15 protein-coding genes are annotated in these 16806 nt (G+C 71.1%); 10 read left to right on the forward strand and 5 right to left on the reverse strand.

The window, feature by feature from the left end; all coding sequences use genetic code 11:
- Nucleotides 1-2: 2 nt before the first annotated feature.
- The 4 genes from ACAM42_RS23685 to ACAM42_RS23700 are packed head-to-tail and all read left to right on the forward strand — an operon-like array spanning nt 3 to nt 5337.
- Nucleotides 3-1511: a sugar ABC transporter ATP-binding protein gene (locus ACAM42_RS23685; RefSeq protein WP_369629610.1), complete on the forward strand. Its 1509-nt coding sequence runs from the start codon at nt 3-5 to the stop codon at nt 1509-1511.
- Entirely contained in the window at nt 1508-2554 is a 1047-nt protein-coding gene (locus tag ACAM42_RS23690; RefSeq protein ID WP_369629611.1) for an ABC transporter permease, read from the forward strand. The genes ACAM42_RS23685 and ACAM42_RS23690 overlap by 4 nt, the downstream gene beginning before the upstream one ends.
- Nucleotides 2555-2589: 35 nt before the next feature.
- The gene (gene gabT / locus ACAM42_RS23695) at nt 2590-3861 is read left to right on the forward strand and encodes a 4-aminobutyrate--2-oxoglutarate transaminase (protein WP_369629612.1); all 1272 of its coding nucleotides are present in this window, start codon (nt 2590-2592) and stop codon (nt 3859-3861) included.
- A 12-nt stretch (nt 3862-3873) separates the two neighbouring features.
- Nucleotides 3874-5337, forward strand: a complete 1464-nt coding sequence (locus ACAM42_RS23700; protein ID WP_369629613.1) for an NAD-dependent succinate-semialdehyde dehydrogenase — start codon at nt 3874-3876, stop codon at nt 5335-5337.
- 4 nt (nt 5338-5341) lie between these two features.
- Here the strand turns inward: ACAM42_RS23700 and egtD are convergent, their stop codons facing one another.
- Both egtD and egtB read right to left on the reverse strand, forming a co-directional pair.
- On the reverse strand, nt 5342-6340 hold the full coding sequence (egtD, locus tag ACAM42_RS23705) for an L-histidine N(alpha)-methyltransferase (protein ID WP_095747679.1): 999 nt from the start codon (nt 6338-6340) through the stop codon (nt 5342-5344).
- 26 nt (nt 6341-6366) lie between these two features.
- Nucleotides 6367-7632: an ergothioneine biosynthesis protein EgtB gene (gene egtB / locus ACAM42_RS23710; protein ID WP_139705683.1), complete on the reverse strand. Its 1266-nt coding sequence runs from the start codon at nt 7630-7632 to the stop codon at nt 6367-6369.
- 138 nt (nt 7633-7770) lie between these two features.
- On the opposite strand from egtB, the gene ACAM42_RS23715 reads away from it, so the two are divergent.
- Nucleotides 7771-9117: an NAD(P)/FAD-dependent oxidoreductase gene (locus tag ACAM42_RS23715; RefSeq protein ID WP_095747680.1), complete on the forward strand. Its 1347-nt coding sequence runs from the start codon at nt 7771-7773 to the stop codon at nt 9115-9117.
- A 19-nt stretch (nt 9118-9136) separates the two neighbouring features.
- Nucleotides 9137-9388, forward strand: coding sequence for a hypothetical protein (locus ACAM42_RS23720; protein ID WP_070062528.1), 252 nt, complete (start codon nt 9137-9139; stop codon nt 9386-9388).
- A gap of 39 nt (nt 9389-9427) precedes the next feature.
- On the opposite strand, the gene ACAM42_RS23725 is transcribed toward ACAM42_RS23720, so the two are convergent.
- From ACAM42_RS23725 to ACAM42_RS23735, 3 genes are all read right to left on the reverse strand, one after another.
- Nucleotides 9428-11353 (reverse strand): PhoX family phosphatase, encoded by a 1926-nt coding sequence (locus ACAM42_RS23725; RefSeq protein ID WP_369629614.1) that lies wholly within the window; start codon nt 11351-11353, stop codon nt 9428-9430.
- A 60-nt stretch (nt 11354-11413) separates the two neighbouring features.
- Nucleotides 11414-11986 carry a thermonuclease family protein gene (locus tag ACAM42_RS23730; RefSeq protein WP_369629615.1) on the reverse strand — a complete coding sequence of 191 codons (573 nt, stop codon included), beginning with the start codon at nt 11984-11986 and terminating at the stop codon, nt 11414-11416.
- A gap of 96 nt (nt 11987-12082) precedes the next feature.
- Nucleotides 12083-13114 carry a LacI family DNA-binding transcriptional regulator gene (locus tag ACAM42_RS23735; RefSeq protein WP_369629616.1) on the reverse strand — a complete coding sequence of 344 codons (1032 nt, stop codon included), beginning with the start codon at nt 13112-13114 and terminating at the stop codon, nt 12083-12085.
- Between the two features lie 130 nt (nt 13115-13244).
- On the opposite strand from ACAM42_RS23735, the gene ACAM42_RS23740 reads away from it, so the two are divergent.
- The 4 genes from ACAM42_RS23740 to ACAM42_RS23755 are packed head-to-tail and all read left to right on the forward strand — an operon-like array spanning nt 13245 to nt 16798.
- Entirely contained in the window at nt 13245-14111 is an 867-nt protein-coding gene (locus tag ACAM42_RS23740; RefSeq protein ID WP_369629617.1) for a dioxygenase, read from the forward strand.
- Between the two features lie 22 nt (nt 14112-14133).
- Nucleotides 14134-14901: an SDR family NAD(P)-dependent oxidoreductase gene (locus ACAM42_RS23745; protein WP_095746212.1), complete on the forward strand. Its 768-nt coding sequence runs from the start codon at nt 14134-14136 to the stop codon at nt 14899-14901.
- Nucleotides 14898-15806, forward strand: a complete 909-nt coding sequence (locus ACAM42_RS23750; RefSeq protein WP_369629618.1) for a 3-keto-5-aminohexanoate cleavage protein — start codon at nt 14898-14900, stop codon at nt 15804-15806. Before ACAM42_RS23745 ends, ACAM42_RS23750 begins: the two co-directional genes overlap by 4 nt.
- Complete coding sequence (locus ACAM42_RS23755; protein ID WP_369629619.1) at nt 15803-16798, forward strand: zinc-binding alcohol dehydrogenase family protein; 996 nt, start codon at nt 15803-15805, stop codon at nt 16796-16798. The genes ACAM42_RS23750 and ACAM42_RS23755 overlap by 4 nt, the downstream gene beginning before the upstream one ends.
- Nucleotides 16799-16806 lie beyond the last annotated feature (8 nt).

Here is a 16806-nt window from a genome sequence, read left to right on the forward strand (position 1 = left end):
CCATGGCTCCCGTGCTGCTGCAGACCCTCGGCCTGGGCAAACGCTACCCCGGCGTGCTCGCGCTCGATGCGATGGACTTCGAGCTGCGCGCCGGCGAGGTGCACGTGCTGTTCGGCGAGAACGGCGCCGGCAAGTCGACGCTGATCTCGCTGCTGGCCGGCGCCAATGTGCCGACGGCGGGCGAGATCCGCATGCACGGCGCGCCGGTGAAGTTCGCCAACGTGCACGACGCGCGGCGCCACGGCATCAGCGCGGTGTTCCAGGAGTTCTCGCTGATCCCCACGCTGTCGGTGGCGCAGAACCTGAGCCTGGGCGAGGAGCCGTCCCAGCGCGGCCTGCTCGACCGCGCGGCGGTGCGCGAACGCGCCCGCACGATGCTGGCCGACCTGGGCTTCGAGATCGATGTCGACGCGCCCGTGGCGGGCCTCACGCGCGCGCAGCAGCAGATGGTGGAGATCGCCAAGGGCCTGCGCGGCGAGGTGTCGGTGCTGATCCTCGACGAACCCACCGCCTCGCTCACCGACACCGAGACGCAACGCCTGTTCGAACTGGTGGCGCGGCTGAAGGCGCGCGGCGTGGGCATCGTCTACATCTCGCACCGCATGCAGGAGATCGCGCAGATCGCCGACCGCATCACGGTGCTGCGCGACGGCCGCAAGGTCACGACGGTGGACGCGCATGCGACCAGCGCCGACCGGCTCATCGAGCTGATGAGCGGGCGCGCCATCGACAACATCTACCCGCGCATCACGGCCAACCCCGGCGAGGTGGTGCTGCAGGTCGAAGGGCTGGCCTCGCCCAACGGCGTGCGCCACGCCAGCCTCACGGTGCGGCGCGGCGAAGTGGTCGGACTCGCGGGCCTCGTGGGCTGCGGCAAGTCGGAGCTGTTCCGCGCGATCTACGGGCTCGACCCCGTGAGCGAAGGCCGCGTGCTGTTCAAGGGCCAGCCGCGCACGGGCGCGACGGTGCGCCAGCTGCTCGACGACGGCCTCTTCTACCTGCCACCCGACCGCAAGGGCGAAGGGCTGGTGCTCGGCTTCACCTCGCGCGCCAACATCACCTTGCCGCTGGTGCACGGGCCGCTGCGCGGGCGTGGCGGCTGGCTGCGCAAGCGCCTCGGGCGCCGGCTTTCCACGACGGCCGCCGAGCGCGTCGAGCTCGCGCCGCGCAACCTCGAACGGCCCGTGGGGCTGCTCTCGGGCGGCAACCAGCAGAAGGTGCTGTTCGGCAAGGGCATGACGCGCGACGCCGTGCTCTACGTGTTCGACGAGCCCACGGTCGGTGTCGACGTGGGCACCCGCAGCGCGCTGTACGAGGTGATCCGCAAGCTCTGCGAAGGCGGCGCGGCGGTGGTCGTGATCTCGTCCGACCTGCCCGAGGTGCTGCACCTGAGCCACCGCGTGTACGTGATGTGCCGCGGCGAGATCGCCGGCGAGCTGCACGGCGACGCCATCCAGGAAACCGCCGTGCTCAACCTGTTTTTCGGCCCCAGCGAGAACCCCTCCTCATGACTTCGCCTTCCCTCACCGCCGCCCCGGCGGCCCCCACGCCCGGCCTCGTCGGGCGCGCCCTCGGCCTGCTGCGCAGCCTCTTCCTGCGCCTGGGCGTGCTGCCCTTCATGCTGGTGATCGCCTGCGTGGTGTTCGCCACGCTGTCCGACCAGTTCCTCACGGTGCAGAACCTCGTGAACCTGCTGCGCCAGTCGGTCTACCTCATCCTCGTGTCGCTGGGCCAGATGCTGGCGCTGGTCACCGGCGGCTTCGACCTCTCGGTGGGCACGGTGATGGCAATCACCTCGGTGGTCTCGGCGCTCGCCATGCAGGCGCTGGGCGCGGCCTTTCCCGACGCGGCCTGGATGGTGGTGCTCGTGGGCTGCGCCTGCGGGATGCTCGCCGGGCTGGTGGTGGGCCTGGTCAACGGCTTCGGCGTGGCGGTGATCGGCGTGTCGCCCTTCATCGTGACGCTGGGCGTGCAGTCGATCGGCTTCGGCTTTGCGCTGTTCCTCACGGGCGGCGTGCCGGTGTCGGGCATGCCGGCGCAGTTCAGCGAGCTGTTCGGCTTCGGCACCGTGCTCGGCGTGCCGGTGCCGATCCTGGTGACGGCCGTGTGCGTGGCCGGCATGGGCGTGCTCATGGGCCGCCTGCCGACCGGCACGCACCTGCTCGCGGTGGGCGGCAACGCCAAGGCCGCGGCGCTGTCGGGCATCGACACGCGCCGCGTGCTGCTCATGGCCTACCTGCTGTGCGCGGGCCTGGCGGCCGTGAGCGGCCTGCTGCTCACGGCGCGCGTGGAAACCGGCGAGGCCAACCTCGGCGGCACCGTGGCGCTCGAATCGATTGCGGCCTGCGTGATCGCCGGCGTGAGCCTGCGCGGCGGCATCGGCCGCGTGCCCAACGTGGTGATGGGCGCGATCTTCATCGGCCTGGTGCAGAACGGCATGAACCTGGCCAGCGTGGGTTCGTACCTGCAGATGGTGGTGCTGGGCGCCCTGCTGATCGTGGCCGTGGTCGCCGACCAGATTCGCCATCGCATGGTGGCGCCGGGCAGCCACTGAGCCTCAACCCAACACAAGCAACGAAGGAACCTCGCATGACAACCAAGACCAACGCCGCCATCGACGCGCGCCGCATCGCCGCCACGCCGCGCGGCGTCGGCATCGGCTTTCCCATTTACGCCGAGCGCGCGCTCAACGCCGAGCTGTGGGACGTCGAAGGCCGGCGCTACATCGACTTCGGCTCGGGCATCGCGGTGCTCAACACCGGCCACCGGCATCCGCGCGTGGTGGAGGCCATTCGCGCGCAGCTCGAGTGCTTCACCCACACGGCCTACCAGGTGGTGCCGTACGAAAGCGTGGTGTCGCTGGCCGAGCGCCTGAACCGCCTCACGCCCGGCACCCACGCCAAGAAGACCGCCTTCTTCACGACCGGCGCCGAAGCGGTCGAGAACGCCATCAAGATCGCGCGCGCCGCCACGCGCCGGCCCGGCGTGATCGCGCTGGGCGGCGGCTTTCACGGCCGCACCTTCATGGGCATGGCACTCACGGGCAAGGTGGTGCCGTACAAGACCGGCTTCGGGCCCTTTCCCGGCAGCATCTTCCACGTGCCCGCGCCGATCGCGCTGCACGGCGTGTCGGTGGACGATTCGCTGCGCGCCATCGACAAGCTGTTCAAGGCCGACATCGAGCCCGAGCAGGTGGCCGCCATCATCCTGGAGCCGGTGCAGGGCGAAGGCGGCTTCTACGCCGCGCCGCCCGCCTTCATGCGCGCGCTGCGCGAGATCTGCGACCGCCACGGCATCCTGCTGATCGCCGACGAGATCCAGACCGGCTTCGCGCGCACCGGCAAGTGGTTTGCCATGGACCATCACGACGTGGTGCCCGACCTCATGACGATGGCCAAGAGCCTGGCGGGCGGCACGCCGCTGTCGGCCGTGTGCGGGCGCGCCGAGATCATGGACGCGCCCGCCCCCGGCGGCCTCGGCGGCACCTACGCCGCCAATGCGCTGGCCATTGCGGCGGCACATGCGGTGCTCGACGTGATCGAGGACGAACGCCTGTGCGAGCGCGCGCAGGTGCTGGGCGACCGGCTCAAGGCGCGCCTCGAAGGCCTGCGCGCGAAGGTGCCGCAGATCGCGGACGTGCGCGGCCTGGGCGCGATGGTGGCGGTCGAGTTCGCCGGTGCCGATGGCGCGCCCGACCCCGAGTTCACGAAGCAGGTGCAAACCCGAGCGCGCGACGCGGGTTTGCTGCTGCTGACTTGCGGCGTGCACGCCAATGTGGTCCGCTTCCTGTTCCCCCTGACCATCGAAGACGCGGTGCTCGGCGAAGGCCTCGACATCCTCGCCGCCGCATTGCAAGCCTGAGACAAACCACCCATGCCACTGAAACTCCAAGACCCGACCCTGCTGCGCCAGCAGGCCTGCATCGCCGGCGCCTGGGTGAATGCCGACAACGGCACCACCGTCGCCGTCACCAACCCCGCCACCGGCGAGCAGATCGGCACCGTGCCCATGTGCGGCACCGAGGAAACCGTGCGCGCCATCGCCGCCGCCGAAAAGGCGCAGAAGGCCTGGGCCAAGGTGCCCGCCAAGGAACGCTCGGCCATCCTGCGCAAGCTCAACGACCTGATGCTGGCGAACGTGGACGACCTCGCGCTCATCATGACCGCCGAGCAGGGCAAGCCCCTGGCCGAAAGCCGCGGCGAGATCGCCTACGCCGCCTCGTTCATCGAGTGGTTCGCCGAAGAAGCGCGCCGCGTGTACGGCGACACCATTCCCGCGCCGCAGGCCGACCGCCGCATCCTGGCGCTGAAGCAGCCCGTGGGCGTCACCGCCGCCATCACGCCCTGGAACTTCCCCACCGCCATGCTCACGCGCAAGGCCGGGCCCGCGCTCGCGGCCGGTTGCGCCATGGTCGTGAAGCCGGCCACGCAGACGCCGTTCTCGGCGCTGGCCTTTGCCGTGCTGGCCGAACGCGCGGGCGTGCCCAAGGGCCTGCTGTCGGTGCTCACCGGCTCGGCCAGCCAGATCGGCGGCGAGATGACGCGCAGCCCCATCGTGCGCAAGCTCACCTTCACCGGCTCGACCGAGGTGGGCCGCACGCTCATGAAGCAGTCGGCCGACACGATCAAGAAGCTGTCGCTCGAACTGGGCGGCAACGCGCCCTTCATCGTGTTCGACGATGCCGATGTGGATGCCGCAGTCGAAGGCGCGATGGTCTCCAAGTACCGCAACACCGGGCAGACCTGCGTGTGCGCCAACCGCCTCTACGTGCAGCGCGGCGTGCTCGAGGCCTTCACGCAGAAGCTCGTGGCCAAGGTCAACGCGCTGAAGGTCGGCAACGGCACCGAGGCCGGCGTCAACCAGGGCCCGCTGATCGACGCCAAGGCGGTCGAGAAGATCGAGGAGCACGTGGCCGATGCCGTCGCCAAGGGCGGCACCGTGCTCGCGGGCGGCAAGCGCCATGCGCTGGGCGGCCTGTTCTACGAGCCGACCGTGATCGGCGGCGCCACGCCCGACATGCTGTTCGCGCGCGAGGAAACCTTCGGCCCGCTGGCGCCGATCTTCGCGTTCGACACCGAGGCCGAGGCCATCGCCGCGGCCAACGACACCGAGTTCGGCCTGGCCGCGTACTTCTACAGCCGCGACATCGGCCGCATCATGCGCGTGGCCGAGGCGCTCGAATCGGGCATCGTGGGCGTGAACACCGGTCTGGTGTCGACGGCCGAGGCGCCGTTCGGCGGCGTCAAGCAGTCGGGGCTGGGGCGCGAAGGTTCGAAGTACGGGCTCGACGACTTCCTCGAAGTGAAGTACGTCTGCCTGGCGGGGCTGGACAGCTAGCGCGTCAGCTCAGCAGCCAGTGCACGCTGAACAGCCGCTCGGGGTCGGTCCACACCGCCCCGACGCGGAAGCCCGCGCGCACCGCCAGGGCCTGCAGGCCCTCGACGGTGAACTTGTGCGAGTACTCGGTGTGCAGGGTCTCGCCTTCCTCGAACGAGAAGCGCTCGCCGCGCAGTTGCACGCTCTGCGCCCGCCGGCTCACGAGGTGCATCTCGATGCGCCGCATCGGCGCGTTGTAGAAGGCCGCGTGCGAGAAGCCGTCGAGATCGAAGTCGGCCGACAGCTCGGCGTTCGCGCGCCGCAGCAGGTTGAGGTTGAACGCCGCCGTCACGCCCTGCGCGTCGTTGTAGGCCGCATGCAGCCGGTCGGGGTCTTTCACCAGGTCGACGCCGATCAGCAGGCCGCCGCCGCGCAGCATGCGCGCCGCGAGCTGCAGGAACGCCAGCGCCTCGTCGGGCTCGAAGTTGCCGATGGTCGAGCCCGGAAAGAAGCCCACGCGCCGGCCCGCCCCGGCCAGGGGCGCGGGCAACACGAGCGGCATGGTGTAGTCGGCCGCGATGGGCTGCACCGCCAGCGCCGGGTAGTCGGCCTTCAGGCGCGCCGCCGCGGCTTCGAGGTGCTCGCCCGAGATGTCGATCGGCAGGTAGCGCTTGGGCGATTCGAGCGCGTCGAGCAGCAGCCGCACCTTGGTGAGCGAACCCGCGCCGAACTCGACGATCTCGGCGTTCGGCCCGATCTGCGCGGCGATCTCGCCGGCGCAGGCGCCCAGGATGCCCAGCTCGGTGCGCGTGGGGTAGTACTCGGGCAGCTCGCAGATGCGGTCGAACAGCTGCGAGCCCGCCACGTCGTAGAAGAACTTGGGCGAGATGTGGCGCGGCGTGCGCGCCAGGCCGGCCTGCATGGCGCGGCCGAACTCGGACCACGGGGCGGTGTCGGGCGGGGTCGCTGCCTCCTGTCGCTGCAGGTGGCTGGCGAGGGCGAACGGGGCGGTCGGATTGCGCATGGTGCTCGGCTCCATCGAGGTGTCGGTCAAAGGTCTTTCGCGAGCCGCAGCCCCGAGAACTGCCAGCGTGCCGCCGGCGGAAAGAAATTGCGGTAGCTGGGCCGCGTGTGGCCGGCCGGCGTGGCCACGCTGCCGCCGCGCAGCACCAGCTGGCCCACCATGAACTTGCCGTTGTATTCGGCCGCGATGCCGGGCAACGGACGAAAGCCCGGGTACGGGTCGTACGAGGAACGCGTCCATTGCCAGACATGGCCGCTCATCTGCGCGATGCCGGGCGCGTCGAAGGCGGCCTCCCATTCGAATTCGGTGGGCAGCCGCGCGCCGGCCCATTCGGCGTACGCGGCGGCCTCGTAGAAGCTCAGCTGGGACACGGGCGCGTCGGCCTCCATCGGCCGCACACCGTGCAGGCCGAACACCTGCCAGCCGCCGGGCGCGGCAGGGCCGCCGCCCGCGCCGAGGGTGGCGATGCGCGGGTCGTCGGCCTCGAGCCAGTAGGCGGGGTGGCGCCAGCCCTGGGCCTGCACCGTGGCCCAGCCGTCGGACAGCCACAGCTCGGGCCGCCGGTAGCCGCCGTCGGCGATGAACTGCGCGTAGTCGCCGCAGTTCACGAGCCGGTCGGCGATGGCATAGGGGCGCAGCAAGGCGGCGTGGCGCGGCGTCTCGTTGTCGAAGCAGAAGCCCTCGCCCGCATGCCCGACCTCGACCGTGCCGCCCGGCTGTTCCAGCCAGCGCACCTCGGCCGGCACGGCGGCCAGCCGCCGCGCGGGGCCGCTCGCGGGCTTGTACGCCGGCAGCAGCGGGTTGCACGACAGCGCATGCAGGATGTCGGTCAGCAGCAGCTCCTGGTGCTGCTGCTCGTGGTTCAGCCCGAGCGCGACGATGGCCTCGATGGCCGCCCAGTCGAGCGCCTCCGGCGCCGCCAGCAGCGCGAGCACCGCCTCGTCGACATGGCGGCGGTAGGCGTGCACCTCATCGAGCGACGGCCGCGTGAGCAGCCCACGCTGCGGCCGCGGGTGACGCGGCCCGAGCGCCTCGTAGTAGGAGTTGAAGAGGTAATGAAAACGCGCATCGAAGGGTTGGTACCCCGCCGCATGCGGCTGCAGCAGCACGGTCTCGAAGAACCACGTCGTGTGCGCCAGGTGCCACTTGGTCGGGCTGGCGTCGGGCATCGACTGGATGCACTGGTCCTCGGCGGACAGCGGCGCGGCCAGCGCCACGCTGGCGGCGCGCACCGTGCGGAATTGCTCGCGCAAGGCGCTCGCCACGGGGGCGATCGGCCGGGAAAACGTCATGGTGTCTCCAGTCGGGTGAGCCGGAAGTTTTAGCCCATTCGGGCGACAAAAGCACGTAGGACAAGACGCCGCCGCCGCGCCGCCACGGGAGCCCGTCCTGCGCCTGGACGCCCCGGCCCGCTGCGTATGATCCGGGCGATGCAAACCCCCTCTCCTTCGGCCAGGCCCCACGTTGTCATCATCGGCTGCGGTTTCGGCGGACTCGAGGCAGCGCGCAAGCTGCAGCGGGCCGACGTCGATGTGACGGTGATCGACAAGACCAACCACCACCTGTTCCAGCCCCTGCTGTACCAGGTGGCGACCGCCGGGCTCGCGGCGCCGTCGATCGCGGCGCCGGTGCGCGCCCTGTTCCGCAAGCAGGCCAACGTGACCACGCTGCTGGCCGAGGTGACGGGCATCGACCCGGCCGCGCGCACGGTGCAACTGGCCGATGGCAGCCAGGTGGCCTACGACCACCTGATCGTGGCGGCCGGCGCCACGCACAGCTATTTCGGGCACGACGAATGGGCGCCCGCCGCGCCGGGCCTGAAGACGCTGGCCGACGCCTTCGAAATCCGCCGCCGCGTGCTGATGTCCTTCGAGACGGCCGAGACCACCGCCGACCCCGAGCGCCGCCGCGCGCTGCTCACCTTCGTGGTGATCGGCGCCGGCCCGACCGGCGTCGAGATGGCCGGCACGCTGGCCGAGATCGCCAAGCACACGCTCGCGGGCGAGTTCCGCCGCATCGACCCCGGCAGCGCGCAGGTGCTGCTGGTCGAGGGCGGCCCGCGTGTGCTGCAGGCCATGCCCGAAAGCCTGAGCCAGAAGGCGCTCGAACAACTGGAACGGCTCGGCGTGGAGGTGCGGCTGAACGCGCGCGTCACCGCCATCGACAACGCCGGCCTCGAAGTGCAGACCGGCGGCGGCCCCGACGGCGCGCCGCTGCAGAGCTACCGCATTCCCAGCAGCTGCGTGGTGTGGGCGGCCGGTGTCGCGGCCTCGCCGCTGGGGCGGCTGCTCGGCAGCGCCACGGGCGTCGAGTGCGACCGCGCGGGCCGCATCAAGGTCGAGCCCGACCTGAGCCTGGCCGGCCATCCCGAGATCAGCGTGGTGGGCGACCTGGCCGCCGCGATGAGCCACGCGCCCGGCAAACCGCCCAAGCCGGTGCCCGGCGTGTCGCCCGGCGCCAAGCAGGCCGGCCGCGCGGCGGCGGCGAACATCCTGCGCCGCCTGGCGGGCCAGCCCACGGTGCCGTTCCGCTACGCCGACTACGGCAACCTGGCCACCATCGGCCGCAACTCGGCCGTGGTCGACCTGGGCACGCCCTTCGGCCCGCTGCGCTTCAGCGGCCGGCCCGCGTGGCTGTTCTGGCTGTTCGCGCACGCGTACTTCCTCATCGGTTTCCGCAACCGCGTCGTCGTGATGTGGGACTGGGCCAGCGCCTACTGGAGCTTCCAGCGCAACGCGCGCGTGGTGGCCGACGTGCAGGGCCGCAGCGAGTCGTAGACACCTCCCACGCCGCACGATGACGTTGCTCTGGTGGGTCGTCTTTCATGCGCTCGATGCGCTGTTCTGGCTCTGGATCCTGCGCTGGGGCGGCGCGGCCTGGCTCGAAGGCACCTTCCTCTCGGGCTTTCTCGTGAGCATCTTCGCGCCGCGCTGGGGCGCCGAGGGCCTGCGCATGTTCGCGCTGCTGATGCTGGTCGTGTGCGCGATCAGCTTCGTCTGGGGCCTGCTCATGCCCGAGATGCGCTGCTGGTACTCGGGCCACTGCTGAAGCCCCGAGGGCGCCCCGCGAGGCGCCCCCTTGGCTGCGTCAGCTGCCGATCACCCCGCCGTCGATCTTCGTGATGACCACGGTCGCCGAGCGCGGCCGGCCCGCGCCGTCGGGCCACTTCGACACCGCGAGCGGGCGCTCGGGGTCGCTGCGCTCGTTGGCCGGCTCGCCCGGGTGCTGGATGTTGATGAACAGCGTGCGCAGGTCAGGCGTGGCCGAGAGGCCGGTGATCTCGCAGCCGGCCGGGCCGAGCAGGAAGCGGCGGATCTCGCCCTTCGTCGGATCGCAGGCCAGCATCTGGTTGTTCGGCAGGTTCGTGTAGTCGCCCTTGCCCAGCGTGGAGGTCGACACGTCGGTCTGGATCCACAGCACGCCGCGCGCATCGACCATCAGGCCGTCGGGGCTGCCGAAGGCGTCGCCCTTGACGTTGCCCTGCGCTTCGTAGCGCGTCTGCTTCGGGTCGCCCGCGAGCACGAGGTGGTTCCACGCGAACTTCGTGGCGTCGAGGTCGCCGCTTTCCTTCCAGCGAATGATCTGGCCCATCGTGTTGTTGGAACGCGGGTTGGCCGCGTCCATGAAGGGCTGGCCCGGCGCGCCGCGGTTGCTGTTGTTGGTGAGCGTGCAGTAGACCTCCTTCGTCAGCGGATCGACGGTGGTCCACTCGGGGCGGTCCATCTTCGTGGCACCGAGGATGTCGCTGGCCTGGCGCGACTTGATGAGCACGTCGCCCTGCGTGGCGAAGCCCTTGTCGGCCACGAGCCCGCCCTTGCCTTGCTCCAGCGGCAGCCATTCACCCGTGCCGTCGACGTCGAAGCGGCCCACGTACAGCGTGCCGTGGTCGAGCAGGTCGCGGTTGGCGGCGGCGCCGCCGGGGCGGACCTTGTCGCGGCTCACGAACTTGTAGATGTACTCGAAGCGCGAGTCCTCGCCCATGTAGACCACGGCGCGGCCATCGTCGGTGAGTGCCACGGCGGCGCCTTCGTGCGCGGCGCGGCCCAGTGCGGTGCGCTTGCGCGGCGTCGAGCCCGGGTCTTGCGGATCGATCTCGACCACCCAGCCGTAGCGGTTCGATTCGTTCGGGTGCTTGGCCACGTCGAAGCGCTCTTCGTGCTCATGCCAGCGGTACTTGGCGCCGTTGCCCTTCTTGAGGCCCCAACGCTTCTGGTGCGCGTCGGGCGTGGCCGTGCCTTCGAAGTAGTCGGCGAAGTTTTCCTCGCAGGTCAGGTAGGTGCCCCACGGCGTCTGGCCGTTGGCGCAGTTGTTGAAGGTGCCGAGCACCTGCGTGCCCGAGGGATCGCCCGCGGTGCGCAGCATCGGGTGGCCGGCCGCGGGGCCGGTGAGCGTCATCGGCGTGAGCGCGGTGATGCGGCGCGCGAAACGCGAAGGCAGCACCTGCTGCCAGGCCGCGCCGTCGCGCTGCAGCTCGATCACCGACACGCCGTGCGCGTGCATCGACTTGCGCACCTTCGCGGCGCTCCAGGTCTTCATGCCGTCGGTGTGCAGCAGGCCGTCGTCCACGTACTCGTGGTTCAGCACCAGCAGGCCGCGGTTCGATCCGTCCAGCGGAAAGAAGGCCATGCCGTCGTGGTGCATGCCAGCCTGCAGCGCCTGGTCGTCGGCGGTGTCGGAAGCGTCGGTCTTGAAGGCGGGCATGCGGCCCGCGATGCCGGTGGGGTCGCCCCAGCGGTACAGCACCTGCGTGCGGTAGCCCTCGGGCACGACGACCTGGTCGACCGCCGCCATGGGCACGCTCTTGAAACCGATGGCGCGGCCCAGGCCGCTCACTGCGTTGCTGCTACCGCCGCTGCCCGTGCTGGCACAGCCGGCCAGCGGACCGAACAGGCCCGCCACGGCCGCCGCCAGGCCGCCGCGCACGAAGACCCGCCGCTGCGGATCGGACACGTCGTGGACGGTGGGATTGCCGGAGGGGTTCGAGTCCTCCATGCGCGCGAAGTCTTTGGCCATGTCCTGGGGGTCCGTGGGAATCGTGGGAGCCTGCGATGCTCCCGCGCGCCCATGAAGCCGTCATGACAGGGGTTCGAAGCGCACGTCGCCCCAGGGCCGCGAGCCGCCGTGGTTGTTGTTGCCGCGCGGCTGCTCCCGGCGTTCGCGGCGCCAGTCCCACGGCGGCGTCGGCGCGGTGTCGGCCCACAGGCCGATGTGCTGCGCACGCGCCGCGGCTTCGAGGCGGAACAGGTCGCCGCCGCGCTTCTTCGCGATGCCGTGGTAGTCGTACACCCAGGCCCAGCCCTCGGCCACCAGGCGGCGGCCGGCGTCTTCGCCGTTGCATCGCACGTCGGCCACGGTGCGGCCGTAGCGGTCGGTGTCGCGCTCGGTGATGACGGCCTTCTCGGCGTAGCACAGGCGGCTCAGCGCCTGGCGGCTGCGCTGGCCGTAGGGCTGCGCCTTCTCGGGCGCGTCGATGGCGGCGATGCGCACCTTGACCTGCTCGTAGGCGCCGCTGCGGCCGCAGCGCGCGGTGAGCGTGTCGCCGTCGCTCACGCCCACGACGAGGCAGGTGCGCGGCGACGCAGCGTGGGTCAGCAGCGGGAGGGAAAGGCCGAGGGAAAGGAGCAGGAAGACGGGACGAAAGCGCATGCAAGAAGGAAGCGGAACACGGGGCCGGGAATGGCCGACGATTCTCGGCGCGAAGTGCGCGCTTCGCCCTGCGGATGCATTTGTTTTCGTCTTCGTTCAGCGCGCGGCCGGCGCGGCCGTCGACTTGCGCACCACCAGCTCCGGGCGCAGCACCACGGTGGAGGCCGAGAGCGCCTGCCCATCGATTTCGGCGAACAGCATCTCGGCCGCGCGCCAGCCGAGTTCGCGGTGCGGCAGCCGGATGGTGGTGAGCGGCGGATCGACCATGTCGACCAGCGGCATGTCGTTGTGGCCGGTGATGGAGATGTCTTTCGGCACGCGCAGGCCGGCCTCGCGCAGCGCGTCGTAGGCGCCCAGTGCCACGAGGTCGTTGCAGCAGACCACGGCCTGCGGCGCGGCGCCGGCCGCGAGCATCTGCTTCATCGCGGCCGCGCCCGCTTCGCGGCTGTAGCTGGCGCACTCGACGATGCGCGCCGGTTTCATGCGGTGGTCGCGCAGCGCCTGCTCCACGCCCAGCAGGCGGCCCACGCCGGTGGGGATGGTCTGCGGCCCCGCCAGATGCGCGATGCGCTTGTGGCCCAGGCCCACGAGGTGATCGACCGCGAGCTTCATCGCCAGCCGGTCGTCGCTCACCACGGCGGGCAGGCGGCCGGTCTCGTCGGCGCGGTTGACCAGCACCGCGGTCATGCCCGCCTTGGCGACGAAGTCGACCAGCGGGTCGTCGCGCGTGGCGGTGGCCAGGATCACGCCGTCCACGCGCTGCGCCAGCATGCGCTCGAGCACCGGCCGCGCCAGCGCCGGGTCGACCACGTTGGTGACGAACACGAAGTAGCCGCGCGCGGCCGCGCTGGCCTCGATGCCCTGCAGGATCGGCGGGAACACCGCGTTCGTGATGTCGGGCACCAGCACGCCGATGGTGTGGGTGCGCCCCGTGCGCAGCGCCGAGGCCGCGCGGTTGGGCCGGTAGCCCAGGCGCTGCGCGGCTTCCTCGACCACGCGCAGCACCTCGTCGCTGATCAGCGAGCGCTTCTCGGGGCTGAGCGCGCGCGACACGGTCGACACATGCACCCCGGCGGCACGGGCGACGTCGCGGATGGTGACGGGGCTGGAAGGGGGATGGGTGCTCATTGGTGCAAACGATTGTTGGGCATCCGGTGCGCCACGGCTGGCGAATTCCCATTCTGGCATCTCGGATACCCGCCATTTTACTTTTTGGGAATCTGCCTTAAGATCATGCAAACGATTGCAAGGATTGCAGATGAACATTGCCACCTCCCCCGATTCGGTGCTCGGCTTTGCGCTCGACGCCATGCAACGCACCCCCGACCCGCGCCTGCGCACCGTGATGGACGCGCTCACGCGCCACCTGCACGCCTTCGTCCAGGAGGTGAAGCTGACCGAGGAGGAGTTCGAGCAGGCGCTCGAATTCATCGTCGCCATCGGCCACGCCACGGGCGAGACCAAGAACGAGGTGGTGCTGGCGGCCGACATCCTGGGCGTGTCGACCGTGGTGGCGCTGCAGAACAACCAGGACCCGCACGGCGAATCGCCGGCCGCCCTGCTGGGCCCCTTCTGGCGCGCCAACTCGCCGGCCTGCGCGGCGGGCGAAAGCATTGCGCGCTCGGGCACGCCCGGCACGCCGCTGGAGGTGACGGGCACGGTGCGCGACCTGGGCGGGCAACCGATGGCCGGCGTCACGGTCGACGTGTGGCAGGCCTCGCCGGTCGGGCTCTACGAGAACCAGGACCCGGAGCAGGACGACATGAACCTGCGCGGGCGCTTCACCACCGATGCCGAGGGCCGCTTTCATTTCCGCAGCGTGCGCCCCGCCGGCTACCCGGTGCCTACCGACGGGCCGTGCGGCGTGCTGCTGCGCGCGCAGCAACGCCACCCCAACCGGCCCGCGCACCTGCACTTCATGCTGAGCAAGCCGGGCCACAAGGTGCTGGTCACGCAGGTGTTCGCCGACGACGACGAGAACCTGGAGAGCGACCCGACCTTCGGCGTGACGCGCCAGCTCATCGGCCGCTTCGCGCTCGCGCCCGACGGCGGTAGCGCCACGCTGCAGTACGACTTCCAGCTCGAACCCGGCGAGATGAAGTTCCCCCGCCCACCGATCCCCTGATTCCGCAACTTCCCTTCATCCCATGAGCTTCGATCCCCAATCCCGACTCCACGGCAAGATCGCCGTCATCACCGGCGGCCTCGGCGCCATCGGCTACGCCACGGCCACGCGGCTGGCCGCGCTGGGCGCCACCTGCGTGCTGCTGCACCGCGGTGGCGACGACAACGCCGCCGCGCGCGCCGCCGCCCTGCCCTCGGACAGCGGCCAGCGCCACGGCGCGATCCGCGCCGACATCGTCGATACGCCGAGCCTGCAGGCCGCCGCCGCCGAGGTGAAGGCCGCGCACGGGCGCTGCGACATCCTGGTCAACAGCGCGGGCCACACGCAGCCCGTGCCGGCCGGCGACCTCGACGCGCTGACCGACGAACTCATCGACGACCTGCTGCGCGCCAACTTCCGCGGCGTGTTCGCCACCATCCGCGCCTTCGCGCCGATGCTCAAGGCCACCGGCGACGGGCTGGTGGTCAACATCTCGTCCATCGCCGGCTTCACGGGCGTGGGCAGCAACCTCGCGTACGTCGCGGCCAAGGCCGGGCTCGACGTGGTGGGCGACGCGCTGGCCAAGGCGCTGGCGCCGGCGGTGCGCGTGGTGTCGGTGTCGCCAGGCGCGGTCGAGTCGGGCTTCGTGCCCGGACGCGGCGCGGAGTTCGCCGACAAGATGGCCAGCACCACGCCGCTGGGGCGCATCGGCAAACCCGACGACGTGGCGGCCACCGTGGAAGCGCTGGCCACCACGCTGCGCTTCGTCACCGGCACGCGCATCGTGGTCGACGGAGGGCGCCACCTGTGAACAACGCCAAGACGCTCATCACCTGCGCCGTCACGGGCAACCTCGTGAGGCCCGAGCAGACGCCGCACCTGCCGATCACGCCGGTGCAGATCGCCGACGAATGCCTGGCCGCCGCCGAAGCCGGCGCGGCGCAGGTGCACATCCACGTGCGCCACCCCGAGACGGGCAAGCCCTCGATGGAGGTCGATCTGTACCGCGAGGTGGTCGATCGCATCCGCCGCGAGAACCGCGAGCTGATCGTGAACCTCACGACCGGGCTGGGCGGGCGCTTCATTCCCAGCGAGAACGACCCGAAGATCGCCGCGCCCGGCACCACGCTGCTGCCGCCCGAGAAGCGCGTGGAGCACATCGCGCTGATCCGGCCCGACGTGTGCTCGCTCGACCTCAACACCATGAACTCCGGCCCCGACGTGGTGATCAACACACCGAAGAACGTGCGCCGCATGGCGAAGGTGATGCGCGAGGCCGGCGTGAAGCCCGAGCTGGAGATCTTCGACTCGGGCGACATCCACCTGGCGCTGGACCTCATCGCCGACGGCACGCTCGACGGGCCCGCCATGTGGACCTTCGTGCTCGGCGTGAAGTACGGCTTCGCGCCCACGCCCGAGACGCTGCTCTATGCGCGCAACCTGCTGCCGCGCGGCGCCTTCTGGAGCGCCTTCGGCATCGGCCGCACGGAGTTCCCGATCGTCGCGCAGTCGTGGCTGCTGGGCGGCCACGTGCGCGTGGGCATGGAAGACAACATCTACCTCGAGAAGGGCGTGCTGGCCGAAAGCAACGCGCAGCTCGTGGCGAAGGCGCGCGACATCCTGCGCAGCCTGGGCGGCGACGTCGCCAACCCGCGCGAGGCCCGCGCGATGCTGGGGCTGGCCGACACCCGCACCGTTCAGGGAGCTGCACGATGAGCGCCATCCTTCATGAACCGCGCGCCCTGCGCGTGAACGGCAAGGCCGCCAACCTCGAGGCGCTGCACCTGGAGGCCGCGCCGCAGCCCGAACCCGTGGCGCCGCCCGGCCATGCCGTGGTGCACGTGATGGCCGCCGCCGTGAACCCGAGCGACGTGAAGGCCGCGCTGGGCCTCATGCCGCAGGCCGCCTGGCCGCGCACGCCGGGGCGCGACTTCGCGGGCACCGTGGTGAGCGGCCCTTCGGAATGGATCGGCCGCGAGGTCTACGGCTCGGGCGGCGACGTCGGCATCACGCGCGACGGCTCGCATGCGCGCTACCTCGTGCTGCCCGAGGCGGCCCTGCGCGCCAAGCCGAAGGGCATCTCGATGGACGAGGCCGGCGCGGTGGGCGTGCCCTTCGTCACGGCCTACGAGGGCTTCCGGCGCAGCGGCATGCCGCAGGCGGGCCAGACGGTGCTGGTGCTGGGCGCCAACGGCAAGGTCGGGCAGGCGGCGGTGCAGCTGGCCGCGCAGGCCGGCGCGCGCGTGATCGCGGTGCAGCGCGGCCCCGGGCCCTTCGCGGGGTTCGCGAGCGCGCCGGTCGACGTGGTCGACGCGCGCCACCACGCCGACGTGGGCGCGCAGGTGCGCGAGCTCACCGACGGGCGCGGCGCGCACATCGTCTACAACACCGTGGGCAGCGCCTACTTCGAGGCCGCCAACAAGGCGATGGCCAAGGGGGCCACGCAGATCTTCATCGCCACGCACGACCGCGCGGTGCCCTTCGACATCTTCGCGTTCTACCGCGGCATGCACACCTACGTGGGCATCGACTCGCTGGCGATGGACTGCGTGGCCTCCACCGCGCAACTCGACGCGATGCGCGAAGGCTTCGAGCGCGGCACGCTGAAACCCTTTCCCGTGGCACGCCACTTCGCGCTCGACGAAGCGATCGATGCCTACCGGCTGGTGCTGTCGGGCAGCACCGACCGCGTCGTGCTGCGCCCCTGACCCCCGAG

It is taken from the genome of Variovorax sp. V35, assembly GCF_041154465.1.
GTDB classification, from domain to species: domain Bacteria; phylum Pseudomonadota; class Gammaproteobacteria; order Burkholderiales; family Burkholderiaceae_C; genus Variovorax; species Variovorax boronicumulans.

What these genes read in the sequence shown, in the direction of transcription:
- ACAM42_RS23755 (WP_369629619.1), top strand. Translation starts at nt 15,803, where the DNA reads ATGAGCGCCATCCTTCATGAACCGCGCGCCCTGCGCGTGAACGGCAAG.
- ACAM42_RS23700 (WP_369629613.1), top strand. Translation starts at nt 3,874, where the DNA reads ATGCCACTGAAACTCCAAGACCCGACCCTGCTGCGCCAGCAGGCCTGC.
- ACAM42_RS23730 (WP_369629615.1), bottom strand. Translation starts at nt 11,986, where the DNA reads ATGCGCTTTCGTCCCGTCTTCCTGCTCCTTTCCCTCGGCCTTTCCCTC.
- ACAM42_RS23745 (WP_095746212.1), top strand. Translation starts at nt 14,134, where the DNA reads ATGAGCTTCGATCCCCAATCCCGACTCCACGGCAAGATCGCCGTCATC.
- ACAM42_RS23690 (WP_369629611.1), top strand. Translation starts at nt 1,508, where the DNA reads ATGACTTCGCCTTCCCTCACCGCCGCCCCGGCGGCCCCCACGCCCGGC.
- gabT (WP_369629612.1), top strand. Translation starts at nt 2,590, where the DNA reads ATGACAACCAAGACCAACGCCGCCATCGACGCGCGCCGCATCGCCGCC.
- ACAM42_RS23725 (WP_369629614.1), bottom strand. Translation starts at nt 11,353, where the DNA reads ATGGCCAAAGACTTCGCGCGCATGGAGGACTCGAACCCCTCCGGCAAT.
- ACAM42_RS23740 (WP_369629617.1), top strand. Translation starts at nt 13,245, where the DNA reads ATGAACATTGCCACCTCCCCCGATTCGGTGCTCGGCTTTGCGCTCGAC.
- egtB (WP_139705683.1), bottom strand. Translation starts at nt 7,632, where the DNA reads ATGACGTTTTCCCGGCCGATCGCCCCCGTGGCGAGCGCCTTGCGCGAG.
- ACAM42_RS23685 (WP_369629610.1), top strand. Translation starts at nt 3, where the DNA reads ATGGCTCCCGTGCTGCTGCAGACCCTCGGCCTGGGCAAACGCTACCCC.
- ACAM42_RS23735 (WP_369629616.1), bottom strand. Translation starts at nt 13,114, where the DNA reads ATGAGCACCCATCCCCCTTCCAGCCCCGTCACCATCCGCGACGTCGCC.
- egtD (WP_095747679.1), bottom strand. Translation starts at nt 6,340, where the DNA reads ATGCGCAATCCGACCGCCCCGTTCGCCCTCGCCAGCCACCTGCAGCGA.
- ACAM42_RS23715 (WP_095747680.1), top strand. Translation starts at nt 7,771, where the DNA reads ATGCAAACCCCCTCTCCTTCGGCCAGGCCCCACGTTGTCATCATCGGC.
- ACAM42_RS23720 (WP_070062528.1), top strand. Translation starts at nt 9,137, where the DNA reads ATGACGTTGCTCTGGTGGGTCGTCTTTCATGCGCTCGATGCGCTGTTC.